Annotated in this window: 21 protein-coding genes; 12 read left to right on the top strand and 9 right to left on the bottom strand. The window is 63.7% G+C overall.

All coding sequences use genetic code 11. From position 1 onward, the window contains the following. Nucleotides 1-267 precede the first annotated feature (267 nt). From BLR13_RS11765 to BLR13_RS11730, 8 genes are all read left to right on the top strand, one after another. Nucleotides 268-1,098, top strand: coding sequence for an outer membrane protein (locus BLR13_RS11765; protein ID WP_074824088.1), 831 nt, complete (start codon nucleotides 268-270; stop codon nucleotides 1,096-1,098). A 212-nt stretch (nucleotides 1,099-1,310) separates the two neighbouring features. Then, a complete protein-coding gene (locus BLR13_RS11760) occupies nucleotides 1,311-2,135 on the top strand; it encodes an outer membrane protein (RefSeq protein ID WP_171944971.1) in 825 nt (274 codons plus the stop codon). A gap of 67 nt (nucleotides 2,136-2,202) precedes the next feature. Beyond that, entirely contained in the window at nucleotides 2,203-2,793 is a 591-nt protein-coding gene (locus BLR13_RS11755) for a glutathione S-transferase family protein (RefSeq protein WP_074824091.1), read from the top strand. Nucleotides 2,794-2,813: 20 nt separating this feature from the next. Continuing rightward, complete coding sequence (locus BLR13_RS11750) at nucleotides 2,814-3,284, top strand: GNAT family N-acetyltransferase (RefSeq protein ID WP_433994265.1); 471 nt, start codon at nucleotides 2,814-2,816, stop codon at nucleotides 3,282-3,284. A gap of 257 nt (nucleotides 3,285-3,541) precedes the next feature. Beyond that, nucleotides 3,542-4,714, top strand: coding sequence for a phosphoserine transaminase (locus BLR13_RS11745; protein ID WP_074824095.1), 1,173 nt, complete (start codon nucleotides 3,542-3,544; stop codon nucleotides 4,712-4,714). Between the two features lie 62 nt (nucleotides 4,715-4,776). Beyond that, a complete protein-coding gene (locus BLR13_RS11740; RefSeq protein ID WP_074824098.1) occupies nucleotides 4,777-5,541 on the top strand; it encodes an enhanced serine sensitivity protein SseB C-terminal domain-containing protein in 765 nt (254 codons plus the stop codon). Between the two features lie 18 nt (nucleotides 5,542-5,559). Continuing rightward, the gene (serA, locus tag BLR13_RS11735; RefSeq protein WP_074824102.1) at nucleotides 5,560-7,149 is read left to right on the top strand and encodes a phosphoglycerate dehydrogenase; all 1,590 of its coding nucleotides are present in this window, start codon (nucleotides 5,560-5,562) and stop codon (nucleotides 7,147-7,149) included. 191 nt (nucleotides 7,150-7,340) lie between these two features. Further along, nucleotides 7,341-9,314 carry a methyl-accepting chemotaxis protein gene (locus tag BLR13_RS11730; protein WP_074824105.1) on the top strand — a complete coding sequence of 658 codons (1,974 nt, stop codon included), beginning with the start codon at nucleotides 7,341-7,343 and terminating at the stop codon, nucleotides 9,312-9,314. Between the two features lie 20 nt (nucleotides 9,315-9,334). Here BLR13_RS11730 and BLR13_RS11725 read toward each other — a convergent pair whose 3' ends face one another. Then, a complete protein-coding gene (locus BLR13_RS11725; RefSeq protein ID WP_074824109.1) occupies nucleotides 9,335-10,360 on the bottom strand; it encodes an AraC family transcriptional regulator in 1,026 nt (341 codons plus the stop codon). A 227-nt stretch (nucleotides 10,361-10,587) separates the two neighbouring features. Between BLR13_RS11725 and BLR13_RS11720 the strand changes: the two genes are divergently transcribed. Together BLR13_RS11720 and BLR13_RS11715 are read left to right on the top strand one after the other, a co-directional pair. After that, the gene (locus BLR13_RS11720) at nucleotides 10,588-11,232 is read left to right on the top strand and encodes a response regulator transcription factor (RefSeq protein WP_074824112.1); all 645 of its coding nucleotides are present in this window, start codon (nucleotides 10,588-10,590) and stop codon (nucleotides 11,230-11,232) included. A 161-nt stretch (nucleotides 11,233-11,393) separates the two neighbouring features. Continuing rightward, complete coding sequence (locus tag BLR13_RS11715) at nucleotides 11,394-13,064, top strand: mucoidy inhibitor MuiA family protein (protein ID WP_074824115.1); 1,671 nt, start codon at nucleotides 11,394-11,396, stop codon at nucleotides 13,062-13,064. Between the two features lie 196 nt (nucleotides 13,065-13,260). Here the strand turns inward: BLR13_RS11715 and BLR13_RS11710 are convergent, their stop codons facing one another. The 5 genes from BLR13_RS11710 to BLR13_RS11690 form a co-directional block, all read right to left on the bottom strand. Continuing rightward, nucleotides 13,261-14,613: an esterase-like activity of phytase family protein gene (locus BLR13_RS11710; protein WP_074824119.1), complete on the bottom strand. Its 1,353-nt coding sequence runs from the start codon at nucleotides 14,611-14,613 to the stop codon at nucleotides 13,261-13,263. A 155-nt stretch (nucleotides 14,614-14,768) separates the two neighbouring features. After that, nucleotides 14,769-15,611 (bottom strand): carbohydrate ABC transporter permease, encoded by an 843-nt coding sequence (locus BLR13_RS11705; RefSeq protein ID WP_433994280.1) that lies wholly within the window; start codon nucleotides 15,609-15,611, stop codon nucleotides 14,769-14,771. A gap of 49 nt (nucleotides 15,612-15,660) precedes the next feature. Next, a complete protein-coding gene (locus tag BLR13_RS11700) occupies nucleotides 15,661-16,617 on the bottom strand; it encodes a carbohydrate ABC transporter permease (protein WP_074824130.1) in 957 nt (318 codons plus the stop codon). 110 nt (nucleotides 16,618-16,727) lie between these two features. Beyond that, nucleotides 16,728-18,062, bottom strand: a complete 1,335-nt coding sequence (locus tag BLR13_RS11695; protein ID WP_074824132.1) for an ABC transporter substrate-binding protein — start codon at nucleotides 18,060-18,062, stop codon at nucleotides 16,728-16,730. A gap of 68 nt (nucleotides 18,063-18,130) precedes the next feature. Beyond that, nucleotides 18,131-19,174 (bottom strand): C-terminal binding protein, encoded by a 1,044-nt coding sequence (locus BLR13_RS11690; RefSeq protein ID WP_074824138.1) that lies wholly within the window; start codon nucleotides 19,172-19,174, stop codon nucleotides 18,131-18,133. Nucleotides 19,175-19,437: 263 nt separating this feature from the next. Between BLR13_RS11690 and BLR13_RS11685 the strand changes: the two genes are divergently transcribed. Then, nucleotides 19,438-21,123 (top strand): methyl-accepting chemotaxis protein, encoded by a 1,686-nt coding sequence (locus BLR13_RS11685; protein ID WP_074824141.1) that lies wholly within the window; start codon nucleotides 19,438-19,440, stop codon nucleotides 21,121-21,123. A 161-nt stretch (nucleotides 21,124-21,284) separates the two neighbouring features. On the opposite strand, the gene BLR13_RS11680 is transcribed toward BLR13_RS11685, so the two are convergent. Beyond that, complete coding sequence (locus BLR13_RS11680; protein ID WP_074824143.1) at nucleotides 21,285-22,256, bottom strand: Bug family tripartite tricarboxylate transporter substrate binding protein; 972 nt, start codon at nucleotides 22,254-22,256, stop codon at nucleotides 21,285-21,287. A gap of 102 nt (nucleotides 22,257-22,358) precedes the next feature. Further along, the gene (locus tag BLR13_RS11675) at nucleotides 22,359-23,294 is read right to left on the bottom strand and encodes a DMT family transporter (protein WP_074824147.1); all 936 of its coding nucleotides are present in this window, start codon (nucleotides 23,292-23,294) and stop codon (nucleotides 22,359-22,361) included. 99 nt (nucleotides 23,295-23,393) lie between these two features. Here BLR13_RS11675 and BLR13_RS11670 point away from each other — a divergent pair, with 99 nt between their 5' ends. Next, nucleotides 23,394-23,795, top strand: coding sequence for a DUF1330 domain-containing protein (locus tag BLR13_RS11670; RefSeq protein ID WP_074824149.1), 402 nt, complete (start codon nucleotides 23,394-23,396; stop codon nucleotides 23,793-23,795). A gap of 159 nt (nucleotides 23,796-23,954) precedes the next feature. On the opposite strand, the gene BLR13_RS11665 is transcribed toward BLR13_RS11670, so the two are convergent. Beyond that, nucleotides 23,955-25,172 carry an alpha-hydroxy acid oxidase gene (locus BLR13_RS11665; protein WP_244525159.1) on the bottom strand — a complete coding sequence of 406 codons (1,218 nt, stop codon included), beginning with the start codon at nucleotides 25,170-25,172 and terminating at the stop codon, nucleotides 23,955-23,957. Between the last annotated feature and the right edge of the window lie 23 nt (nucleotides 25,173-25,195).

Genomic DNA, 25,195 nt, shown 5'->3' with positions numbered 1-25,195 from the left:
CTTCGTCCGTCAAGAAGATATTAACAACGCGGTCGCGCGCTTCGCTTCGTCAATACATCGTTAGGATGTATGGCGGTTTTGCCGCTTTCGGCGGCTCAAATGCAGTAAATTATGAGCTGCAAACACGCGAACAGGAAAATCGTCAGAGATTATCAACCTTAAAAATTAGGGTTAAGCGCCGCTTAAGCATTTGATGGCATCGTCCGGCCGTGAGTTTTTGAAGTGAGGCCTCCGTAGTCAGCCCTCACCGGACAAAGGACGAAGCCAATGCGTAGCGTTAAGTTCATCATCGCCGCCGGAGCGGCCACTTTATTGTCGCACGCGGCGTTTGCCGCAGACATGGCGATCGCGCCGCCCCCGCAGATGTACGCGCCCCCGGTGGTCGAGGACTTCGGCGGCTGGTATCTGCGCGGCGACATCGGCTTCAGCAATCAGCGCGTCAACCGTCTGAACAACGTGCTCGATGCCAACAATACCTCGTCGGTTCAAAACCTCAACTTCAACACCGCCGGCATCTACGGCCTCGGCGTCGGTTACAGGGTCAACAACTGGTTCCGCGCTGACGTCACCGGTGAATATCGCGGCAATTCGCAGTTCAACGGATCTGACCGCATCACCTATCCGGGTGGTGTCGGCATGGACACCTATCACGCCACCAAGAACGAGTGGGTCGTTCTTGCCAACGCCTATGTCGATCTCGGCACCTGGTGGTGCATGACCCCGTTCATCGGCGCCGGCGTCGGCGGCGCGCGGGTTGCCATCAACGGCTTCACCGATGCGGGCCTTGCCAACCAAGGTGGCCCCGCGCTGCCGGGTCTGGCCTACGGCGACAACGTCTCGAAGTGGAATCTGGCCTGGGCGCTGCACGCGGGTGTCGCCTACAAGGTTTCGCCGAACTTCACCGTCGAACTCGCCTATCGCTATCTCGACATGGGCGACGGCCTGACCGGCGATCTCAAGACTTTCGACGGCACCAACAACATCGTCAACCCGACGACGTTCAAGAACATCACCTCGCATGACCTGAAGCTCGGCGTGCGCTGGAACTTCGACCAGCCGCAGCCGGTCTATCAGCAGCCGCTGGTTCGCAAGGGTTAATTCGGCCTTTCATCGGTTAACGATTGCAGACGGCGCGGGATCTTCCCGCGCCGTTTTGCTTTTGCCGGCGCGCCGGACATGCGCTGAGGCCGACGCAAAATATGCGGCGGCTTTTCGGCAAGATCGCGCCAATCGGCGCCCCGCGAGAACGATTGGTTAAGGTTAACAGGCGATGATCAGCGCAAGTTCAGAGTATGCGATGGAGCGTTGTGATGCGTTTGATCTTGCTGGCAGCGATGATGTGCGGGGTAGCGGCCGGAGCGCACGCCGCCGATCTCTCCGATCTGCCGATACTCCGCGGCGCCGTCACCGACGGAATGACCACCAGCCAAGTGAACTGGCAGGGCTTCTACGTCGGCGGACAGGGCGGCTATGGTTCGTCGGACGAGAATTTCTCCGGCTCGAACGCGAACATGCTTGCGGCCTTGCTCGACCATAACGTCATCCAGCAGATGGATGTCGCAAATTGGAATCTCGGCCTCGGAAAGCAATCGTCGCGCTCGTCGGCCTATGGCGGCTTCGCCGGTTACAACTGGCAATGGACTGACGTCGTCATCGGACTTGAAGCAAGCTACCTGCACGGTTCGTTCGGGGGTATGTCGCAAGCGTCGAAAGAGCTGGTGAGCGGCACCGCATTGACCGACGGCTTCTTCCATGACGTGGCGGTTAATTCATCGGCGGCGATCGCGATTTCGGACATGGCGACGCTCCGTGCGAGGGCGGCCTACGCATGGGGCTGTTTCCTGCCATATGCGTTCGCGGGAGTCGCGCTCGGCAATGCCGACATATCGCGCACCGTGGTCGTCCACGATGCCGTCAGCAACACGATAAACGGACCGTTCACTCCGCTGGGAACATTGACCGCAACGCAAGTTCAGCACAACCACCTCGTCTACGGCTACTCGGGCGGCCTCGGCGTCGATGTCAATCTGATCGGCGGCCTCTTCATGCGCGCCGAATGGGAATACGTCCGGTTCACATCGGCGGTAGACACTAGCATCAATACCGTTCGCGCGGGCCTCGGCTACAAGTTCTGATCCGGCCCCGCTGGTTGACAGAATTGTTCCCGCCTGCTGCTCTGCCGTCTCCCAAGAGACGGCGGGCATGAAAATCTACGGCGATATCAATTCGGGCAACTGCCTGAAGGTGAAATGGGTGTGCGATCGTCTGGCGCTGCCCTACATCTGGGTGGCGATCGATACGCTCAAGCAGGAAACCCGGACGCCGGAATTTCTCAAGCTCAACAGTGCCGGCCAGGTGCCTGCGGTCGCGTTCGACGACGGCCGCATGCTGGCGCAGTCCAATGCCATCATCCGCTATCTCGCCCGCGGCAGCGACCTCATTCCCGCCAATGCCTTCGCCGAGGCCAAGATGGACGAATGGCTGTTCTGGGAGCAGTACAGCCACGAGCCCTATATCGCGGTGTGCCGCTTCCAGATGCTCTATCTGGGCAAGCCGGCTTCCGATCTCGATCCCGACAAGGTCAGGCGTGGCCATGCGGCGCTGACGCGGATGGAGCATCAGCTTGCCGTCACGCCGTTTTTCGTCGGCGATGCGGTCTCGCTCGCGGATGTCTCGCTGTTGGCCTATACGCGCGTGGCGCATGAAGGCGGCTTCGATCTCGGCGACTATCCTTCCGTGCGCCGCTGGATCGGCGCGACCGAGAAAGTTCTCGGCCTGGCGCCGGCGCGCTGAAACCTGATCTGGAAAGAGCCATGGCTGTCATGTCGAAAGTCACCATCCGCCCCGTCCGTCGTGCGGACGTTGCCATCATCGTCGGCATGCTGGCGGACGATCCGCTCGGCGGTGCCCGCGAACGGATCGAAGACCCGCTGCCGCCATCTTATTTCAAGGCGTTCGAGACGCTGGAGCGCGATCCGAATATCCAGCTTGTGGTCGCCGAGGACGGCGACGGCGCCGTGGTCGGCTGCCTTCAATTGTGCATCCTGCCGGGGTTGAGCTCGCAGGGCGCCTCGCGCGGCCTGATCGAGGACGTCCGCGTCGCCAGCCATTGCCGCAGCCGCGGCATCGGCGAACAGCTGGTGCAATGGGCCGTGGCGGAAGCGCGCGGCAAAGGCTGCAAGCTGGTCGAACTGCTGACGCACCACACCCGCGTCGATGCGCAGCGGTTCTATGAGCGGCTCGGCTTTGCGCGCAGCCATGTCGGCATGACCGTCCGTTTTTGACGCGCTGACGTCGACTATCCGCAAAGTTGCGATGCGCCTCCGGCCCAGCCGGCGGCGGGCAGCCAAGCTGGTCACCGATGCCGCCGAATTGTTGCAGCGGCAACCGGCGCCATCCGTAGAGCAGGGCAGATCAATCGCCCGTGATCTCGGTGCAATTTCCGATTCGCAAGTTCCTTGACGATCGGGCACGTTTACCTTATGTACCGCGGCGGGACACCTCCCCCCAACGGGAGGCTTACTATCTGGAAGGATAGATCATGATTGTAGCGAAGCCCGCTTCGCGGCCCAATGTGCCGCATTTTTCTTCCGGCCCCTGCGCCAAGCGCCCCGGATGGAATCCCCAAAATCTCAAAGACGCAGCGCTCGGCCGTTCGCATCGCGCGAAGGTCGGCAAGGCCAAGCTCAAGCTCGCGATCGAAATGACGCGCGAAGTGCTTGAAGTGCCGGCCGGCTACAAGATCGGCATCGTGCCGGCGTCCGATACCGGCGCGGTCGAAATGGCGCTGTGGTCGCTGCTCGGCGCGCGTCCCGTCACCACCATCGCCTGGGAGTCGTTCGGCGAAGGCTGGGTCAGCGACATCGTCAAGGAATTGAAGCTCAAGGACGTCACCAAGCTGCATGCCGGCTATGGCGATATCCCCGATCTTTCCAAGGCCGATCCGGCGTCCGACATCGTCTTCACCTGGAACGGCACTACCTCGGGCGTGCGGGTGCCCAACGCCGACTGGATCAAGGCGGATCGCGAAGGCCTCACCATCTGCGACGCCACCTCGGCAGCGTTTGCGCAACCGCTCGATTGGCCCAAGCTCGATGTCGTCACGTTCTCCTGGCAGAAGGCGCTGGGCGGCGAAGCCGCGCACGGCATGCTGATCCTGTCGCCGCGGGCGGTGGAACGGCTCGAGACCTACAAGCCGGCATGGCCGTTGCCGAAGATCTTCCGCATGACCAAGGGCGGTAAGCTCAACGAAGGCATTTTCGAGGGTGAAACCATCAACACGCCGTCGATGCTGTGCGTCGAGGATTATCTCGATGCGCTGAACTGGGCGAAATCGATCGGCGGCCTCAAGGCCCTGATCGCGCGCGCCGATGCCAACACCAAGGCGCTGGCCGACTGGAAGGCGAAGACGCCGTGGATCGACTTCCTGGCCAGGGATGCATCGATCCGCTCCAACACTTCGGTGTGCCTGAAGATCGTCGATCCCGCGATCACCTCGCTGACCCCGGACGCGCAGGCCGACTTTTCGAAGAAGCTGGTCGCGCTGGTGGAGAAGGAAGGCGCCGGTTACGACTTCGCCTATTACCGCGATGCGCCTGCGGGCCTGCGGATCTGGTGCGGCGCCACCGTGGAAGCGTCCGACGTCGCGCTGCTGACGCAGTGGATCGACTGGGCATTCGCCGAGACCAAGGCGGCATTGCCGAAAGCGGCCTGACGTAAGGCAGCGTGAAGTTCGGCCGTGCGGATTTTCCCGCACGGCAACCCACAGGCCATCCCATGTTCGAGCCCGAGAACGATATCGAGCGCTTGCTGGTGCATGCATCGGCGGAGCCGGCTGAGCGGCCGCGCTTCGCGCGCGCGCTGATGGATGCGGAAGTCTTCGTGGTGCTGGTCCCCGAAGGCGGCCGGATCCCGCCGGGAGTCGATGGCAAGACCGTGATCCCCCAAGGCACCAAGCTGAGCATGCCGGGTGCGATGCGCGGTCAGGAAACGCTGATCCCGTTCTTCACGTCGCCGTCGCGGGCGAAGGCCTGGTTCGCCGGCGACCACGTCGTCGCGCCCGACCGCACGCGCGATCTGTTCGAGCGCCATCCGGGTGCGCCGTTCGTGCTCAATCCGAACTCGGATTACGGCAAGGATTTCACGCCGGCCGAAGTCACGCGGCTGCTGGCCGGCGAGTACGATTCCGGCCCGCAGACCGTGACGGCGTCGTCGCCGCAGCAGGTGCTGCTGGCGCATCCGAAGGAAATCCCGGCCGCGCTGATCGAGGCGCTCGCGCGCGAGTTCGATGCCCTGCCGTCGGTGCGCGGCGCCTGGCTGATGCTGGCGACGTATCCTGGCCAGTCGGAGCAAAGCTGGATACTCGGCGTCGATCACCAGGGGCCATGGCCGGATGTGCGCGAGGCGATCGGCCGCGTGTTGGCCGGCGACATTCTCGGCGGGCGCACGCTCGATGCCCTGCCGCTCGAAGGCAGTTCGCTCGCTGCCACCTTGCGTACCGGAATTCCCGTCACTGCCGCCAGGCGCGGCCCCCTCCATTAACTTTTCAGGTAGACCCAGATGTCCAAGCCCAAGGTTCTCATTTCCGACGCGCTCTCTCCCGCCGCCGTGCAGATCTTCAAGGATCGCGGCATCGATGTCGATTTCCAGCCCAATCTCGGCAAGGACAAGGACAAGCTCGCCGAGATCATCGGCAATTATGACGGGCTGGCGATCCGCTCGGCGACGAAGGCGACCGCCAAGATCATCGAGAAGGCGACCAGGCTGAAAGTGATCGGCCGCGCCGGCATCGGCGTCGACAATGTCGAAATTCCCGCCGCCACCGCCAAGGGCATCATCGTGATGAATACGCCGTTCGGCAATTCGATCACGACCGCCGAACACGCGATCACGCTGATGCTGGCGCTGGCACGCGAAATTCCGCAGGCCGACGCCTCGACCCAGGCCGGCAAGTGGGAGAAGAACCGCTTCATGGGCGTCGAGATCACTGCCAAGACTTTGGGCGTGATCGGCTGCGGCAATATCGGCGCGATCGTCGCCGACCGCGCACTCGGCCTGCGTATGAAGGTGATCGCGTTCGATCCGTTCCTGTCGCCGGAGCGCGCCAAGGACATCGGCGTCGAAAAGGTCGAACTCGACGAGCTGCTCAAGCGCGCCGACTTCATCACGCTGCACACGCCGCTGACCGAAAAGACCAGGAACATCATCGACGCGGCGGCCATTGCGAAAATGAAGAAGGGCGTGCGCATCATCAACTGCGCCCGCGGCGGCCTGGTCGACGAGCAGGCGCTGGTCGATGCGCTGAATTCCAAGCATGTCGCGGGCGCGGCCTTCGACGTGTTCGTCGAGGAGCCGGCCACCAAGAACGTGCTGTTCGGCCATCCCAACGTGATCTGCACGCCGCATCTCGGCGCTTCCACCACGGAAGCGCAGGAGAACGTCGCGTTGCAGGTCGCCGAGCAGATGTCGGATTACCTCCTGACCGGCGCGATCTCGAACGCGGTGAATTTTCCGTCGATCACGGCGGAAGAGGCGCCGAAGCTGAAGCCGTTCATCGAGCTCGCCGAGAAGCTCGGCTCGTTCGCGGGCCAGCTCACCGAGACCGGCATCGCCAAGGTGCAGATCACCTATGAAGGCCAGGTCGCTGAAATGAAGATCAAGGCGATCACCTCGGCGGTGCTGTCGGGGCTGCTGCGGCCGATGCTGGGCGAGATCAACGTGGTCTCGGCGCCGGTTGTCGCCAAGGAGCGCGGCATGGTGGTCGACGAAATCGTGCGCGCGGCGCACAGCGACTATGAAAGCCTGATTACGGTGACCGTCGCTACCGAGCGGCAGGAGCGTTCGGTCTCGGGCACCGTCTATCACGACGGCAAGCCACGGCTGGTCGACATCAAGGGCATCCGCATCGACGCCGAATTCGGCAAGTCGATGATCTACGTCACCAACGAGGACAAGCCGGGCTTTATCGGTGCTTTCGCGAGCCTGCTCGGCGACGCCAAACTCAACATCGCGACCTTCCATCTCGGCCGCACCAAGCAGGGCGCTGACGCCATTGCGCTGGTCGAGGTCGACGGCGCTGTGCCCGCTGACGTGCTTAGCAAGGTGCAGGCGCTGCCGCAGGTCAAGCAGGCCAAGGCGCTGGTATTCTAGTTCGCCTATTTTTCGTGCATCTCGATCGCTGACCCTTCCTTCACGGGAGGGTCAGCGCGTGTTTGCCTGCAATTTGCGCAAGGGGCACGTAATTCTACGTGCCGCAAGTTTTACTAAATTTTCGAGGAGCCAAGTTAAAGCTGCATGCGCGGGTTTTTCCATTTTTGATTCGATTCCCCAAAGGGGGCGGCATGCGGTCTCTTTCATTGCGTCTCACTCACAAGATCACGGCGATCGGCATCATCGGCCTGATGGGCGTCGTGCTGGTCGGCGGCATCCATCTCTACGGCGAGGATGCGGTGGCCGTGTACCGCAGCGCTGCGGAAAGCGCGCGAAGCGTCGCCGAACTGAACCGGCAGATCGAAGTGGAGCTGCTGGAAGGCCGCCGCGCCGAAAAGGATTTTCTGCTGCGCAATGACGCGAAGAAGGCGGACAGCCAGGTCGAGATCGGCAAGGCCGTTGCCGCCGATATCGACAGGCTGCACGACAAGGTCGTTGCGATCGGCAAACCCGATCTCGCCGGTCAGATCGAGGCGATGCAGGCGTCGCTGAAGAAGTATCAGGCGCATTTCACCGCAGTCGTCGAACAGAAGCGCGAGCTCGGCCTTGACGAAAAATCGGGCCTTGAAGGACGCCTGCGCAATTCGGTCCACGATATCGAAGCGCGGGTCGAGCAGCTGCAGGAGCAGTCGCTGCTGATCACCATGCTGACGATGCGGCGCCATGAGAAGGATTTCATGCTGCGGCGCGACGCCAGGTATGGCGACGACATGAAGAAGCGCAACGCCGAATTTATCGCAGGCCTCGAGCGCGCGAATATTCCGGAGGCCGCCAAGGCAGAGCTGAAGCAGAAGCTCGCCGACTATCAGCGCGACTTCCAGGCCTGGATGGGGCAGGCGCTGAATCTGGCGGCCGAACTCAAGGCGATGTCGGAGGCCTTTGCGGCGGTCGAGCCCGTGATCGAGGCGGTATCGAAATCGGTCACCGCGATCAGGGCCGAGGCCGAGCAGTCGGACCGGGCCGAACGAGAAAGCATCCAGCGTCTGATCGCCGTTGCCATTGCCGTGATTGCGGTTCTCGTGATGGGCGCCGGCCTGTTCATCGGCCGCTCGGTGTCGAAGCCGCTGAAAGCCATGACCACGGCCATGATCGAACTTGCCAACGGCAATTTCGCCGTCGTGCTTCCCGGCCTCGGCCGGCGCGACGAGATCGGCGAGATCGCGCAAGCCGTCGAGACGTTCAAGGTCAATGCCGAGCAAAAGGCGCGGGAGGAAGCCGAGGAAAAGAGCCGGCAGGAACGGCTGCTGGCCGAACAGCGCAAGGCCGACATGATCAGGATGGCGGACAGCTTCGAAGGCGCGGTCGGCGAGATCGTGGAGACGGTGTCATCGGCCTCGACGGAGCTGGAGGCTTCGGCCGGCGTGCTGACCTCGACCGCCGCCCGCTCGCAGGAGCTCACCACCATGGTGGAGGCCGCTTCCGAGGAAGCCGCCGCCAACGTCCAGTCGGTGGCGTCGGCCTCCGAAGAGCTGTCGGCCTCGGTTAACGAGATCAGCCGCCAGGTGCAGGAATCGGCGCGCATCGCCAATGAGGCCGTCGATCAGGCGCAGCAGACCAATCATCGGGTCGGCGAGTTGTCGCTGGCTGCGACGCGCATCGGCGACGTCGTCGAACTGATCAATGCGATCGCGGGGCAGACCAACTTGCTGGCACTCAATGCGACGATCGAGGCGGCGCGTGCTGGCGAGGCCGGTCGCGGGTTTGCGGTGGTGGCTTCCGAGGTCAAGGCGCTGGCCGCGCAGACCGCCAAGGCGACCGGCGATATCGGCCGCCAGATCGCCGACATCCAGTCCGCCACCGAACACTCCGTCAGCTCGATCAGGGGTATCAGCGGCACGATCGCAAAACTGTCGGAAATCTCGTCGACCATTGCGGCCGCCGTGGAAGAGCAGGGTGCTGCGACCCAGGAGATCTCCCGCAACGTGCAGCAGGCGGCGCTGGGAACGTCGCAGGTCAGTGCGCACATCACCGACGTCCGGCAGGGCGCCAGCGAGACCGGATCGGCTTCGACGCAGGTATTGTCGGCGGCCCAGTCGCTGTCGGGTGACAGCAACCGCCTCAAGCTCGAAGTCGGGAAATTCCTGAACTCGGTGCGTGCGGCCTGAGGCGATCGCGCCTTTCGAAACTACCACCGCGCGGCAGCCGCCACCGTCCGCTGCCGGTTGCCGCCGCGCCAACCGGTGATGCTGCAGCCAAACCTGCCGCGAAACCACCGCGCCAGCGCGCTCTGCGCCGAGAAGCCGAGCAGTTCGGCGATCTCCTTCAGCGGCCGGTTGCCGTCCTCGACCAGGCGCATCGCGATATCCGAACGCTCGGCATCCAGGATGGCCGAGAAGGTCGTGCTGCATTCCCTGAGGCGGCGGTGAATGGTGCGCCGGTCGCAGCCCAGATGTTCGGCGATGGTCTCGATCGTGCAGTTTCCGCCCGGCAGCAGCGCGCGCACCAGTTCGCGGACCTTGTCGTCCCAGGCTTCCGGGCGTGGGCCGATTTCCCTGATCCGGCTCTCGACATAGCTCGCCAGCATCGGCTGCGCGGTCGAGATCGCGCGGTTCATGTCGGTTGCATGACAGACGATGGCGTCGAATTCGGAATTGAACGTAACCTCGCAGCCGAAGAACTTGCGGTGATAGGTGCGGCGGCGCGGCGGTGCGTGCGCGAAATGAACTTCGAGCGGCCGCCATTGTTCGGGGAACAGCATGGCGATGATCCGGTGCACGCGGCCCAGCGCCAGTTCGGTCGACTGCCGCGTGGCGCGCTGATGGCCGCCGCGCAGGAACATCGCGATCGTGACCAGGTCGTCGCGCCGGTCGATTTCCAGCCGCATCGCTTCGTCCTGAATGTGGATGTAACGCGCCAGCGCTTCGATCGCCGCACCGACAGTGGCCTGTTCGCGAACCACGAGCGCTACCGGCCCAAGGGTGGAGAAGCCGCCGCGCTCGGCCAGCCGCAACCCGAACTCCTCGGCACCGGAGGCCTTGGCGGAATCTTCCAGCAGGCGGCGGACGCCGGCGACGGCAATGCGCAGGTCAGGATTTTCGAGGCAATGCAGCGGAAGCCGTGCCTGTTTCAGCATCGCCTTCGGGTCGATGCCCACGGATCGGGCAATTTCCGCATAATGCGTCAGGCTGGCGCTCCGGATCAGATCGGTCATGCTTTAGCCTTCAACGAATGTCCCGAAATGTAAAATATTTGTCCCCATCGGTCAAACGTCACGGCCCGATTGCGTATAAAGACGCGACCGTAATACGGAGACGCCGGCGCGCGTGAACGCCGGGCTCATCGGATCGCAGCACAGTTATATCGACCCATTTATTTCGATCACCTGCCGGCGATCACCCAACGCCATATCGACCAAAATCACTTTGCCGGGGTACTGCTATGCCGTGGAATGCGACGTCCAGGGGTGAGGTATTCGTCATCGACGATGACGCGAGGACGCGGGAAGCGCTGTCGAACGGCCTGCAGGAAAACGGCTACGACGTCATCAGCTTCGCGGATGGTGCCGCGCTATTGTCCTATGCGCGAACCCGTACGCCGGCATGCGTCTTCATCGAAGTCGACGCGGCCGACCGCTCGGGACTCGAGGTGCTGAAGAAACTCCGTTCGGAAAATTGTCTGGCGCCGATTTTCGTCACCTCGGCCAATGGCGGCATCCCGCTGGCGGTCGATGCGATCCGCAGCGGCGCGTTCGATTTCATCGTCAAGCCGGTCCGCATCAGCGAGGTTGTCGACCGGCTGGAGGAAGCCAGCGGTGCGTATTCCGAGAGGACATCGCCGGACAATGTTTCGAGACAATCGCTCTACATTCCCGGCTGCGCGCCGCTCACCGCCCGCGAGCGCGAGGTGCTGGCGCGGCTTGTGATCGGCGAGACCAACAAGGAAATCGCACGGTATCTCGGCCTGAGTGCACGGACGGTCGAAGGCTATCGGGCCGGCATCATGCGCAAGGTCGGCGCCCGTACCGCGGCCGAGCTGCTCCGCCGCGTGTTCGGCCAGAGCCGCCATCAGGAACGCCATCCCTGACAGGGCCGCAACGTTGCCGCGCGCTTTCGCCGCGGTCCCGCCGCCGGCGAGCCATATGGAAACCCCAATCGAACCGGTTGCTTCCCCGCCGCGTCTCATCACCAGGGGTGGTGGGCTTTTTGCGCGCTGCCGTCTTAACGACGGATCTAAGGAGGGAATCCATGCGATCGATTGCCAACAGTCTTGTCACGACCAGTCTCGTCGTCCTCGCCGGGCTCGCCGCCGCCCAAGCCCAGGCGGCCGACCTCGACGCCAGTTCGGCGGTCGACGCCGTCACCGTCTATCCCGACGGCGCCAGCGTCACGCGCGTCATCACGCTCGATCTTCCGGCCGGCGACAATTCGGCGGTGCTGAAGGATTTTCCGCTGACGCTGGATCCGTCCTCGCTGCGGGTCGAAGGCGAGGCGGGGACGAAACTCACCATCGGCGCGATCGACGCCCGGCCACCGCGCGCGGCACCCCCGATCTATCTGCCCGAACTCGACAAGCGGATCGAGGCGCTCAAGGACGAGCGCGCCAACCTGCAGGGCGCGGTCGATGCCGCTGGCGCCCGGCGCAAATTTGCCGAGCGTTTTGCCGAAAGCTCTCCGGCCGGCATCGGCGACAAGGGCGAGGCGCGCCCGATTTCGGAATGGCGCGCCGCCTTTGCCGCGGTCGCGGAGGAAGTAGCCTCCGCCGATACCGCGATCCGCGACGCCGAACGCAAGCAGCGCGAACTCGACCGGCAAATCGCGCAACTCGAACAGGACCGCGCGCAGAAGCCGCCGAGCAAGCTCGAAGTCCGGATCGATCTGGCGGCATCGGCCGCGACCAAAGCGACGCTGCGGGTGACCTATGCCGTCAGGAACGCCCGCTGGACGCCGCTGTACGATGCGAGGCTCGACACCGGCACGATGGACCGCAAGCCTGCGCTCGAACTGGTGCGCCGCGCCGAAATCACCCAAAACACCGGCGAGGACTGGTCCAATGTCGCGCTGTCGGTCTCGACGGTGCGTACCGCACGCGGCGGCAATGCGCCGGATCTGAACTCGCTGATCGTGCAGTATCCGCAATTGCAGCGCCCGATGCCGGCCGCGCCCGCCGCGAGCATCGGGGCGATGGACAGCGTGCGGCAATATGCCCGCGGCGGGCTCGCCAAGCTGGCGGAGCCGCCTCCCGAGCGCGCCGACGAGCAACAGGCCGTTGCCGACGTCGGCGGCTTCCAGGTGATGTTCAAAATTCCCGGCCGCGTCAGCCTTGGCGCCAGCGAAGGCGCCAAGAGCCTGCGCGTCTCGAGCGTGACGCTGGCGCCCGATCTGGCGGTACGCGCCGTGCCGGTGAAGGATCCGACCGCGTTCCTCGAAGCCAGCTTCAAGCAGAACGAGGACGCGCCGCTGCTGCCGGGCCGGGTCTCGATCTATCGCGACGACAGCTTTGTCGGCCGCGGCCAGATGGCCGCCGCCAGCAAGGACGAGACGGTGCGGCTCGGCTTCGGCGCCGACGACAAGATCAAGATCGAGCGCGCCGTCGTCGAACGCAACGAGGGCTCGGCCGGCCTGATCGTGACGACCTCGAAGACCGACGAACGTTCGTTCAAGACCACGGTGCGCAACGGCCACGACTTCCCGATCAAAATTGCGATCGAGGACCAGTTGCCGGTCAGCGAGAACGAGGAAATCCAGGTCGAAATGCTTCCCGCCACCACGCCGCCGACCGCGACCAATCTGCGCGACAAGCGCGGCGTGCTGGAATGGGCCTATGACGCCAAGCCCGGCGAGGTCAGGGATATCGCCTTCGCCTGGCGGGTGCGCTGGCCCAAGGACAAGGGCGTCGTGATCATTCCGTCGGGCTAGAGGCGGCGAAGATCACCTCGCCCCGCTTGCGGGGAGAGCGTAGGCCGCCTTCGGCGGCCGTTCTTAACAAGAACGCCGAAGCAAAGCTTCGGCTATCGCGAAGCGCCGGGTGAGGGGGACTCTCCGCGAGTCGAGTCCGCGGAGAGAGCCCCTCACCCTGACCCTCTCCCCGCAAGAGCGGGGAGAGGGAATAGCGCTACTTCGCCTTCAGGAGATCACCGACTTCCAGCAGCACGAATTCGTTGTCGTCGGCCTTGTTGGGATCGCGGCTCGACGAGAACGGCAGGTTGTTGTCGTTGCCGACGATGATGTGGGTCTCGTCGACGCGGTCGACGTTCTCGATGGTGAAGAACGGGAATGCCAGCACGCCGTCGTTGAGCGGCTTGCGCGCCTTCTTGTCGGGATCGCGGATCTTCAAGAGGTCGATGAAGCCGATCTTGCGGACCGGCTTGCCGACATTTCCGTCATTGAGCTCGATCTTGTAGACGCGCTTGAACTTGGCGACGTCAGGGAAGCAGTTTTCGCCGTGAACGCCCGGCGCGCAGGCCTTGTCGGCGGTGCCTTCACCATTGTCGCGCTCGATGACGAGGCCGCTTGTGGCGTCGATCATGTTGAAGTCGCCGATGGCGTTGCCGTTCTGCTCGAACACATATTGCCAGTAGCGGCCGGTGAATTTTTCCGCCGCGACGTCGAATTCGAGAATTCGCGAGGCTTCCTTGCCGTCGACCCGCTCCCAGTCCTTCTTCTCGGCGTCCCAGATCGGACCTTCGAGCAGGCCGTACAGGAACTTGCCGTCCTTGGAGGACGCAAAACCTTCATAGCCCTTGGAGCGGCGCAGATTGACGTTGGTATAGCTCGCGCCCGGGGCGCCCGGCGACTGCACGGCCCAGTGGTCCGGCGAGCGCACCGGCTTGCCGTCGGCCACGGTCTCGAACACGCCAAGCACCTTGCCGTTGCGGTCGGCCTTGATGACGTAAGGACCGAATTCGTCGCCGATCCAGAAGATATCGCCGATGACCTGAAAACCCTCGGTGTCGAAGTCGGCGCCGGTGAGATAGCGCTTGGCGGTATCCTCGTGCACGATGCGGAACGGCACCTTCTTGTCGGGGTCGTGCAGGAACACGGTTTCCTGGCGGTCGATCTTGCCGGTGGTCCAGTCGATCTTGTGGCGGTTGAGATACAGCATCGAATCCGCGGAGTTGTAGCGCGAGCCCATGCCGTTGTCGGTAATCACCCAGAACGAGCCGTCGGGCATCACCTTGATGCCGGAATGGCCCTGCAGCGGCTGGCCCTTGAACGGCAGCAACACGCCGGTCGGCCGTTCATAGGATTTACCCATCACGGTGCCGAGCGCATCGACGCGACGGCCGGTGGTGTATTTGCCCGAGGTCTTGAGATCGTCAGGTGCGTCGGCCGGTGCATCGATGAAGCTCTGCGCCGGCAGTACAGCATGGCCCTTCAGCGCGGCTGGAAATTCACCTTCGCTTTGCGCATAGGCGCCCGTGATCAGAAAGACGGAGGCGACGGAACAGAGCAATGACAAGCGCATGGCGGATCTCCTTTAGGTGGCGATGCGCAGTGTCTTGCGGAGAGGTCGTTACAGCCGGCCGACGGTTTTGTGAAAAGCGCGTGACGGCGTTGGATAAGTGTGCGGCCTTATGCCGTCACCGCACGGCAATCGGCCGCATGGTCTGCGGCTGAAAGCTATTCCTTCACCGCACCGGTCAGCGACGAGACGTAGTAGTCGACGAACAGCGAATAGAACACCGCGACCGGCAGCGAGCCGAGCAGCGAACCCGCCATCAGCGCGCCCCACTGATAGACATCGCCGGAGACCAGTTCGGTCAGGATCGCTACGGGGACGGTCTTGTTGGCGCTGCTCTGGATGAACGCCAGCGCGTAGATGAATTCGTTCCACGACAGCGTGAAGGAGAAGATGCCGGCCGAGATCAGGCCCGGCACCGCCAGCGGCAGCGTGATCCGCCACAGGATCTGCAGCCGCGTCGCGCCGTCGACCAGCGCGCATTCCTCGAGCTCATAGGGAATCGACTTGAAATAGCCGATCAGGAGCCAGGTGCAGAACGGCACCAGGAAGGTGGGGTATACCAGGATCAGCGCCAGCGGACTGTCGAACAGGCCGAACTGCACCACGACGGTAGCGAGCGGAATGAACAGGATCGACGGCGGCACCAGATAAGCGAGATAGATCCCGAGGCCGACATAGGGACTGCCGCGGAAGCGCAGCCGCTCGATCGCGTAGGCCGCGAGCGTGGAAGCGAACAACGACAGCGTCGTCGATCCGATCGCCACCAACATCGTGGTCTTCAGCCAGCGCGGATAGGCGGTGTTGAACAGCAAATGCCGGATGTGGTCGATGGTCGGCGAGGTGATCCAGAACGGGTTGTGTTCCTTGTAATTCAGCAGCTCCGCGTTCGGCTTGAACGAGGTGATCGCCATCCAGTAGAACGGAAACAGTAGGATCAGCACGAAGCAGGACAGCGGCAGGTAGATCATCATCACCCGCCGCGCCCGCGAATCCCACGCCATCGTGTCCGGCGTGGCGCTGGCGACGTTGGTGGATGGTTGTGCGACAGCGTCAGTCATTGCTCTCTCCCTGCTGCCATTTGCGGCGGGCAAGGCCGAAGTAACTGAACAAGGTAGCGAACACCAGGAACGGGATCATCGAGACCGCGATCGCCGCGCCTTCGCCGAGTTCGCCGCCGGCGATGCCGCGCTGGAACGCCAGCGTCGCCAGCAGATGCGTCGAGTTGACCGGTCCGCCGCGGGTGATGGCGTAGACCAGCTGGAAATCGGTGAAGGTGAAGATGATCGAGAACGTCATCACGATCGCCAGGATCGGCATCATCATCGGGAAGGTGATGTAGCGGAAACGCTGCCACGCCGAGGCGCCGTCCAGCATCGCCGCCTCATAAAGCGAGGGCGAAATGGTCTGCAGGCCCGCCAGCAGCGAGATCGCCACGAACGGGATGCCGCGCCAGATATTGGCCGCGATCAGCGAGAAGCGCGCCGGCCACGGCGTGCCGAGAAAGTCGATATTGGTGGTGCGGATATGCAGCACGTCGACCAGCAGATAGGAGATGATCGAGAATTGGGGATCGTAGATCCACCAGAACGCCAGCGCCGACAGCACGGTCGGGACGATCCAGGGCAGCAATATGATGGCACGGAGCAGGCTCTTGAACGGAAAATGGTTGTTCAGGAGCAGCGCCAGCCAGAAGCCGAGCGCGAATTTCCCGAAGGTCGCGATCGCGGTGTAGACCACGCTGTAGAACACCGCGTTCCACCACAGGGGATCGCTCAGCAGATACTGGAAGTTTTCGAAGCCGACGAACACGCCGCGGCGGCCGATGGTGGTGTCGGTGAAAGCGAGCCAGACGCCGAGGCCGAGCGGATAGGTCAGGAACACCGCGAGCAGGCCGATCGCCGGCGCCAGGCAGACCGTGATCAGGAACGGCTTGTAGTCGAACAGCCGCACCAGCCAGCCCGGCTGCTGCTGTACTGTTCGCCGCGATGGGAGTGTGGTCACGGACATCAGGTGTTCGTCCTTAGTAGCCAGTCATTCCGGGGCGCGCGTTAGCGCGAACCCGGAATCTCGAGATTCCGGGTCTGGTGCTCACGCACCATCCCGGAATGACGGTTCCTTTACGACCTGCGGAAATACCGCTTCGCCCGGCGCTCCGCTTCGGCGGCGGCGGCTTCCGGCGTCGCGGCGTCGGTGGCGACGGACGCGCACATCTGCACCAGTACGTAGTCGGCGTTGACGGCGCCGGTGGCGGTCGAGATCGGTCCGTTGTAGCCGTTGTAGTAGTTGCTCTTCATGGTGTCCTTGAAGATCGCGACCTTGGGATCGCCGGACCACACCGCGGCATCGGCGTAGGCCGCCAGCGGCTGCGCCCAGTAGCCGCTGTTGGCGTTGAGCCAGGGCTCGTACTGTTCCTTCTCCAGCATGAACTGCAGGAAGGCCTTTGCGGCGTTGGGATACGGGCTGTGCTTGAACACCATGGCGTTCAGCGTCAGCCCCGACATCGGCGAGACCTTGGCCAGTCCCTTGATCAGCAACTGGTGTTCGGTATCCTCGGCGATCGCAGCCGTCGCCGGATCTTTCTTCAGCGAGAAATACAGCGAGACGCCGTTCGCGGTCAGCGAGATTTCGCCGGACGAGTAGGCGCGGTTGTTGCTGACGTCGTTCCACGACGGCGTGCCGGCGATGAAGGTCGGGTAGAGTTCCTTGAGGTATTTCAGCGCGGCGATGGTTTCCTTGCTGTTGATGATGACGTTGCCTTCTTCATCGAGCAGGGCGGCGTTGTGCGACCACAGCAGCCAGCTTGCAAAGCCGTTGCCGTCGCCGACGGCATTGCCGAGCGCGAAGCCCGCGGGCTTGCCGGCTTTTTGCAGCTTCCTGCAGAGGTCGAGGAAGCCGGCATGGTCTTCCGGAACCCGGTCGAAGCCGACCGATTTGAGAATCGACTTGCGATAGACCAGCGGGCCGCCGCTGGCGCCGAACGGCAAGCCGATCCAGGAATTGCTCTTGGCCTTCTTGCCGTACTTCTGGGCGAGCGCCAGCCAGCCGCCGTAGCGCTTGCCGATATAATCGGCGACGTCGGTCAATTCGACCAGCTTGTCGACATAAATGTGCGGCGAGTCGCCGAAGCCGATGATGATGTCGGGGCCGGCGCCCGAGTTGGACGTCACCGCGGTCTGCTGGTTGATGTCTTCCCATCCGACGAAGTCGACCTTGACCTCGACGCCGGTCTTGGCGGTGAATTTCTCGGCGTTGGCGCGGAACACCTCTTCGTCGGCCGGGACGAACCGGACCGGCCGCAGCATGCGCAGCGTCGCGCCCTTTTCGATCGGGAGCGCCGGCGCCGGAACATCGGCGGCCTTGATTTCAGCGCGCGCCGACGTGCCGGTGGCCGCGAGGGCTGCGGCGGAAACGCCAAGCGCGAGCGCATCGCGACGGGTGATGTCGTTCTTCATGGTCTACTCCCTGTTTTTCTGGTTCCCGGCGTTGAATCGCCGGTGAACTGGTTCGGAAACGCTTTGGCTTAGCTGTTTGGCCCGCGATCCATGCTGACGGGTTGCCAGCGGCGGAGCGTGGTGTTCTGCAGTACCGACGGATTGACGCAGCTTACCGGCCACATTCCCTGCAGGACCAGTGACAATTCGTAGCCCACACGGCGCTTGCGCGCCTCGTCGAAACGTGCCGATGCCGAGGCGACATGGGCGGTCAGGGTGACGTTTTCCATGGATAGCATCGGGTTGTTGTGCGACGGCGGTTCCTTTTCCAGCACGTCGAGGGCGGCATGCGAGATCCAGCCCTCCTGCAGCGCCTTGATCAGCGCTTCCTCGTCCACGGTAGCGCCGCGGCCGGTGTTGATGAAGACCGCGCTCTTCTTCATTTGCCGAAAATGCTTCTCGCCGAGCATGTGGTGCACCTCGGGCCGGGCAGGGGCATGCATCGACAGGAAGTCGGACTGCGACAGCACTTCCGACAGGGTTGCCGGGATCACGCCATGGTCGGAAATCAGGGTCTCCTGGATGAAGGGATCGTAGGCGATCATCCGCAGGCCGAACGGGGCGGCGCGCTTGGCGACCGCGCGCGCCACCCGGCCGAACGAGATGAAGCCGAGCGTCTGGCCCATCAGCCGGGGAATCTTCAGGAGTGCGGGGCGGCCCTCGGCCCAGCGGCCGGTGCGCACCATCTTGTCCTGCTCGACCAGCCGACGGAAGCCTGACAGCAGCAGCATCATGGCGTGATCGGCCACCTCTTCGATGAAAGTATCGGGGATGTTGGTGACGGGGATGCCGCGGGCGGTGGCGGCCTTGACGTCGACGCTGTCGACGCCGACGCTGCCGAGCGTAATGACCTTGCAGTTTTCCAGGGCGTCGATCACCGTTTTGGTGATCGGCATGCCCTTGGCATAGATCGCGTCGGCGGTCTTGGCCGCCGCCATGAACTCGGCTTCATTGGCGGGCGCCTCGATGATTTCGGCGCCGATCGGATCGAGCGCCTCCTTTTCATAATCGTAATTGCTGCCGGCAACGGTGAAACTCGCGCCCTTCGGCGTCAAAATCCTGAACTTCGGCATTTCCTGTTCTCCCCGATTTGACTCTTCGGTGTTGGTTGTAGCGGCGACAAAGCGGCGCCGCCTTCATCTTTCACGCGGCCTTCTCACTCGGTCTTGGCCGTTTTCCGTCCCATTCCCGTTCGCGCCGAGGGGTCCTGCCTTTTGTTGCCTGGTCAGGACTTCTACGGAGGACGCTTAACAGAGTTCTAAAGGGTCTCACGATATCGTGCACTGAATCAATCCGCCAATCGCATCCCCGCGCACCCGTTACCGGAGATCCCCCTGTGAAGCTGACAAATATGAAGATCACCCCCAAACTCGGTATTTTGGTGGGTGTGACCCTGCTCGGCCTCTGCACCGCCGGCGCCCTCGCGGGCTATTTGATGCAGCGCGAGATGTTCAACGCGCGCCTCGACCAGACCAAAGCGATTGTCGATATGGGCCTCAATCTGGCCGCCGGCCTGAAGAAGCAGGTCGATGCCGGCGAAATGACCAAGGAGGCCGCGCTGAAGGAATTCGAAAAGCGCGCCAATTCCCTGACCTACGACAAGGGGGCGGGTTACCTGTTCGGCACCGCCTATAACGGCATCACGGTGCTGGCGCCGGATCCCAAGCAGGTCGGCACCAACCGCATGGACGTCGTGACCAACGGCCGCAAGTTGTCCGTGGAACTGATGGACGGCGTCAAGGCCAACGGCTCGATCCTGCTGTTCTATGAATACGTGAAGCCCGGCGAAGAAAAGCCGATCCGCAAGATGGGCTACGCCGTCAACGTTCCCGGCTTCGACATGTACCTCGGCACCGGCGCCTATCTCGACGATCTCGACGCCAAGATGAAGCCGATCGCCTGGCTGCTGGGGCTCGCCATTCTCGGGATCGGCGTGATTTCGGGCAGCATCGCCTGGATGATCGGCCGCAGCATCTCTAAGCCGCTCGGCGAACTCGGCGCGCGCATGCAGGCACTGGCCGACGGCAAGCTCGACGGCGCGATCCCCGGCCTCGGCCGCGGCGACGAAGTCGGCGCGATGGCGGCGACGGTACAGATCTTCAAGGACAATGCGGTCCGTATCCGCGGGCTCGAAGAGGCCGAGGCTGCGACCCAGGCCCGTGCCGTGGCCGATCGCCGCGCCGCGATGGAGAATATCGCTGGCGACTTTGAGCGCAGCGTCACCGGCATCGTCCGCTCGGTATCGACCGCGGCCGCCGGTATGCAGAGCACGGCGCAGTCGATGACGGCGACCGCGAGCGATGCCAGTTCGCGCGCGGCCACTGTCAGCGCCGCATCGGAAAGCTCGTCGAACAATGTCGGCACCGTTGCCGCCGCTGCCGAGGAACTATCCAGCTCGGTCGGCGAGATTTCCCGCCAGGTGGCGCGCTCCAGCGAGATCGCCAGCAAGGCGGTCGGCGATGCCGAACGCACCAACGCCACGGTCGGCGCCCTCTCGACCGGCGCCGAGAAGATCGGCGAAGTGGTGAAGCTGATCCACTCGATTGCCGCACAGACCAACCTGCTGGCGCTCAACGCCACCATCGAGGCCGCGCGCGCCGGCGAATCCGGCCGCGGTTTCGCAGTCGTCGCTTCCGAAGTGAAGGCGCTCGCCAACCAGACCGCCAAGGCAACCGAGGAAATCTCGGCGCAGGTCGCGGCGATGCAGGCCTCCACCAGCGAAGCCGTCATCTCGATCGGCGGCATCACCGAGACCATCGCGCAGATGAGCGAGATCACGGTAAGCATTTCGGCCGCGATCGATCAGCAGGGCGATGCCACCCGCGAGATCGCGCGCAACATCCAGTCGGTGGCGGCCGGATCGAGCGAGATCAACGCCAATATCGGCGGCGTCACCACGGCAGCCGCCGCCACCGGCAAGGCCGCATCCGAGGTGCTGTCGAACGCCCGCGAACTCGACAACCAGTCCGGCATGCTGCGCAGCGCGGTCGACGAATTTTTGGCCAAGGTCCGCGCGGCCTAAACGGTGTCGTAGGGTGGGTTAGGCGCAGCCGTAACCCACCGACGCGGCAAGAAAGACGTCATGCCCGGGCTTGTCCCGGGCATCCACGTTCTTAGGGATAGCGCAAAGAAGTAAGTCGTGGATGGCCGGGTCAAGCCCGGCCATGACGAGAGAGTGGGGCCTCACTGCTTCTCAATCCCCGCGGCCGTAATCAGCTTCTCCCACAGCACCAGCTGTTCCTTCAGGAATGCGTCGAACTCTTCCGGCGGGCCGGAGAAGGCTTCCATGCCGCGCTCGGCGAGCTGGCTTTTGATGTCCGGGCGCTCGACGATCTTGCGGATTTCCGCGTTCAGCCTGACGACGATGTCCTTTGGCATGTTGGCCGGGCCGAGATAGCCCTGCCACGACGTGATATCAAAACCCTTCACGGTGTTGTCCATGGTCGGAAGCTCCGGCAACAGCGCCGAGCGCTGCTTGGTGGTGACCGCAAGCGCCTTCAGCGCCTTGCCGTTGACGTGCGGCTGGCCGGTCGGAACGTCGACGAACATCATCGAGACCCGCCCCGCGATCACGTCGGTCAGCGCCGGCGGCGAGCTCTTGTAGGGAACGTGCAGGAGATCGACGCCGGCGAGGCGGGCAAAGGTTGCGCCCGAGACGATCGCCGACGAGCTGCCGCTGGCATAGGAGTACTTGCCCGGCTCCTTCTTCGCCAACGCGATCAGGTCGGCAACCGAATTGGCCGGGATTTCCGGATTGATCACCAGCATGAAGGGCAGGTCGCCGGTCCGCGCGATCGGGGTGAAATCCTTGACCGGGTCGTAGCTCATGGTCTTCAGCAGATACGGGTTGGCCGAATGCGTCGTGTTGGTGGTCACGAACAGCGTGTAGCCGTCGGGCGCCGAGCGGGCGACGTAGCTCGCCGCGATCGAGCCGTTGGCGCCGGCCTTGTTGTCGATCACCGTGTTGACGCCCAGCGCCACGCCGAGTTCCTTTCCGATCAGGCGGGTGGTGGTGTCGGTGCCGCTTCCGGCGGCGAATGGCAGCACCAGCGTGATGTTGCGGTTCGGATAGGGCGCCTGCGCGGAGGCCGCCGAAGTCAACGCCAGCGAAAGAGCGAGTGTGACGAGCCGGCATGGTTTCGACAATGCGATCATAGTACGTTTCCTCAAATGAATTTCTTGGCGGATTGGGGCGAAACTAGCCTGTCGGCTGCGAAAGCGGAAGCCGGTCAGGCGTTACGCCGCAGCCCGCAAACCTTAAGCCTTCGCCGAGGCCCGCCGCGACGCGATCACGACGCCGGCCAGCACCAGCGCGTAGCCGGCCAGGTGAAACAGCCGCAACTGCTCGCCGAGCAGCAGGATCGCCATCGCCGAGCCGAATACCGGCACCAGATGGAAGAACGGCGCCGCACGATTGGGCCCGATCAGCGCAATGCCGCGATTGAAGAACAGATAGGCCAGCGTCGACGGGAACACGATGACATAGGCCAGCGTCGCCATCGAAATCGAATCGAGTTTCAGCGTCACGCCGGTTGAAAATTCCCAGATCGAGAACGGCACCAGCATCATGGCGCCACAGCAGGTGGTGAACGAAATCAGCGACAGCGGATGCGTCACCGGCCGGCGCGGCATCAGCGCCGAGTACAGCCCGAACGCCACCAGCGAACTGCCGAACATCAGGTCGCCCCGGTTGAAGCTGATGCTGGCGAGCGCACTCCAGTCGCCGCGCAGGATGATGGTGAGCACGCCTGCCAGCGAGATCGCGATCCCTGAGAGTTGCGCGCCGGTCAGCCGCACGCCGAACAGGGCGAGCGACCACAGCGCCACGAACAGCGGGCCGGCGGACTGGATCAGCAGCGCGTTCAGCGCCTCGGTATATTGCATGGCCCAGTAGGAAATCGCGTTGTTGTAGGCAAAGCCGAGCGCCGACAGCAGCAGCATCAGCGGCAGATGCGCCCGCAGCATCGGCCAGTCGCGCTTCAGGTGCGGCCAGGCAAACGGCAGCAGGATCAGGAACGTGCCGATCCAGCGCAGACAGGACAGCGTCAGCGGCGGCACGTGGCCGGCGACGTGACGCGCCAGCACGATATTGCCGGCCCAGAACAGCGAGGTCAGGGTCAGCAGGATATAGGGCTGGTTGTTGAGCCACCGGACCGGATCGAGGGCGGAAGGCGCTGGTGCGGGCTGGGACATGATCTCGGATGAAGTTGCGCCGGAATCATATCACGCGACAAGTCCCGCGCCTGCAATGCTACAATGTGTTGGCTTTGTCTGATACCGCCGGAGCAGGTGATGGGTGTGAATTTGTTGAATGTCAGGGGTCTTGAGGCGATGGAGCTTCAGGCGCCGGTCGTGATGGTGAACCTGATGCGGTTTCGCGAGCGCTCGCTCGACGGCGACGGCTCGGGCTGGGATGCCTATCTGCGCTACAGCGCGCTGACGGTGCCGATGATCAAGGCGCGCGGCGGCACGCTGCTGTGGACCGGGGACGCCAAGGCGGTCGCGCTCGGCGTCGAGGCCGGCAACCAGTGGGATTATCTGGCGCTGGTGTATTATCCAACCGTGGCCGCCTTCATCGACATGATGACGTCGGCCGATTATGAGACCCGCTGCGACCCGCACCGCACCAACGGCTGCGCCGAGCATGTCATCATCGCGACCAAGGAAGCCTACAGCAAGTTCAAGGTGGGGTGAGACAGTCTGCTCCCTCGCCCCGCTCTTGCGGGGAGAGGGTTGGGGTGAGGGGCTCTCTCCGCGAATTCGATGCGCGTGAATAGACCTGTACCCCCTCACCCGGATTGCTTCGCAATCCGACCTCTCCCCGCAAGCGGGGCGAGGTTCAAGCAGGCCGCTTCAAAACCGCCTTACCAGATCCGGCGTGATCTCGCTGAGGCTGCGAATCCCCAGTAGCGCGAGGTCGCGGTCGATCTCGGCCTGCAGCAGCGTGATCGCACGCGCCACGCCGGCCTCGCCGCCGGCGATCGCCGCATAGAGGAACGGGCGTCCGATCCAGACGAAATGGGCGCCGAGCGCCAAAGCCTTGATGACGTCGGTGCCGCGGCGGATGCCGCCGTCGACCATGATGGTCATACCCTTGGCCTCGGCGGCGATCTCCGGCAGCGTGCGCAGGCCCGATAGGGTGTAGTCGAGCTGGCGGCCGCCATGGTTGGAGAGCATCAGGCCGTCGACGCCGCTCTCTCGCGCGATCCTGGCATCCGCGGGCGAGACCAGGCCCTTGACCACGAGCTTGCCCTTCCAGCGGCGGCGGATCAGTTCGACATGTTTCCAGGCGAGCTGGTCGCGATGGCCGATATTGCGCATCAGGTTCTTTGCCAGCACCGGCGGGCCGCGCTTCGCATCCATGTTCTCGAAATGCGGCATGCCGTGGTTCATCACGGTGCGCGCCCAGGTGCCGAACAGCCAATGCGGATGGGTCGCGACATCCCAGGCGACTTGCGGCGTGATCGCAAGCGGCACCTGAAAGCCGTTGCGGATGTTGTTCTCGCGATTCGGCGGCACCGGCACGTCGGCGGTGACGACGAAGGTGTCGTAGCCGGCCGCTGCCACCCGGTCGACCAGCGGCTCGATCCGTTCCGGCACGCCGGCCAGATAGGCCTGGTACCACGCGTCCTGATTGGCGCGGCGCACGTCCTCCAGCGTGATCAGCGACGAGGCGCTGAGAATCATCGGCACGTTGGCCGCGCGCGCCGCCTGCGCCAGCACGATGTCGCCGCGATAGGCGCACAGCGCCGAGGAGCCCATCGGCGGAATCCCGAACGGCGAGGCACAGCTCTTGCCGAACAACGTCGCGGTCTGGTCGCGGCCGGAAACGTCGTTGAGCACGCGCGGCACGAAACCGTATTCGTCGAGGGCTTTGCGGTTGTCGCGCACCGCGGCGTCGCTCTCGGCGCCGCCGGAAATGTAACCGTAGAGAAATTTCGGAATTCTCCGGCGCGCCGTCGCTTCGAAATCGTCCAGCGCCAGATACTTCTTCAAGCTCCGCGGCACGGTGTTTTCGGCGCGGGTGACGGTGGTGGGCGGCGGCGTTACGGTGGCGGATTTGTCGAGCACGGCGTTTCCCTGTTTTGATTATT

The sequence above is a fragment of the Bradyrhizobium ottawaense genome, from assembly GCF_900099825.1.
Lineage (GTDB): Bacteria > Pseudomonadota > Alphaproteobacteria > Rhizobiales > Xanthobacteraceae > Bradyrhizobium > Bradyrhizobium ottawaense_A.
The sequence above is the reverse complement of the archived record's forward strand: the minus strand, read 5'-3'. Positions and strand labels throughout refer to the sequence as shown.

Bases quoted from the DNA above. Each gene is read 5' to 3' on its own strand.
- BLR13_RS11765 (WP_074824088.1), top strand. From the start codon at position 268: ATGCGTAGCGTTAAGTTCATCATCGCCGCCGGAGCGGCCACTTTATTG.
- BLR13_RS11760 (WP_171944971.1), top strand. From the start codon at position 1,311: ATGCGTTTGATCTTGCTGGCAGCGATGATGTGCGGGGTAGCGGCCGGA.
- BLR13_RS11755 (WP_074824091.1), top strand. From the start codon at position 2,203: ATGAAAATCTACGGCGATATCAATTCGGGCAACTGCCTGAAGGTGAAA.
- BLR13_RS11750 (WP_433994265.1), top strand. From the start codon at position 2,814: ATGGCTGTCATGTCGAAAGTCACCATCCGCCCCGTCCGTCGTGCGGAC.
- BLR13_RS11745 (WP_074824095.1), top strand. From the start codon at position 3,542: ATGATTGTAGCGAAGCCCGCTTCGCGGCCCAATGTGCCGCATTTTTCT.
- BLR13_RS11740 (WP_074824098.1), top strand. From the start codon at position 4,777: ATGTTCGAGCCCGAGAACGATATCGAGCGCTTGCTGGTGCATGCATCG.
- serA (WP_074824102.1), top strand. From the start codon at position 5,560: ATGTCCAAGCCCAAGGTTCTCATTTCCGACGCGCTCTCTCCCGCCGCC.
- BLR13_RS11730 (WP_074824105.1), top strand. From the start codon at position 7,341: ATGCGGTCTCTTTCATTGCGTCTCACTCACAAGATCACGGCGATCGGC.
- BLR13_RS11725 (WP_074824109.1), bottom strand. From the start codon at position 10,360: ATGACCGATCTGATCCGGAGCGCCAGCCTGACGCATTATGCGGAAATT.
- BLR13_RS11720 (WP_074824112.1), top strand. From the start codon at position 10,588: ATGCCGTGGAATGCGACGTCCAGGGGTGAGGTATTCGTCATCGACGAT.
- BLR13_RS11715 (WP_074824115.1), top strand. From the start codon at position 11,394: ATGCGATCGATTGCCAACAGTCTTGTCACGACCAGTCTCGTCGTCCTC.
- BLR13_RS11710 (WP_074824119.1), bottom strand. From the start codon at position 14,613: ATGCGCTTGTCATTGCTCTGTTCCGTCGCCTCCGTCTTTCTGATCACG.
- BLR13_RS11705 (WP_433994280.1), bottom strand. From the start codon at position 15,611: ATGGCGTGGGATTCGCGGGCGCGGCGGGTGATGATGATCTACCTGCCG.
- BLR13_RS11700 (WP_074824130.1), bottom strand. From the start codon at position 16,617: ATGTCCGTGACCACACTCCCATCGCGGCGAACAGTACAGCAGCAGCCG.
- BLR13_RS11695 (WP_074824132.1), bottom strand. From the start codon at position 18,062: ATGAAGAACGACATCACCCGTCGCGATGCGCTCGCGCTTGGCGTTTCC.
- BLR13_RS11690 (WP_074824138.1), bottom strand. From the start codon at position 19,174: ATGCCGAAGTTCAGGATTTTGACGCCGAAGGGCGCGAGTTTCACCGTT.
- BLR13_RS11680 (WP_074824143.1), bottom strand. From the start codon at position 22,256: ATGATCGCATTGTCGAAACCATGCCGGCTCGTCACACTCGCTCTTTCG.
- BLR13_RS11675 (WP_074824147.1), bottom strand. From the start codon at position 23,294: ATGTCCCAGCCCGCACCAGCGCCTTCCGCCCTCGATCCGGTCCGGTGG.
- BLR13_RS11670 (WP_074824149.1), top strand. From the start codon at position 23,394: ATGGGTGTGAATTTGTTGAATGTCAGGGGTCTTGAGGCGATGGAGCTT.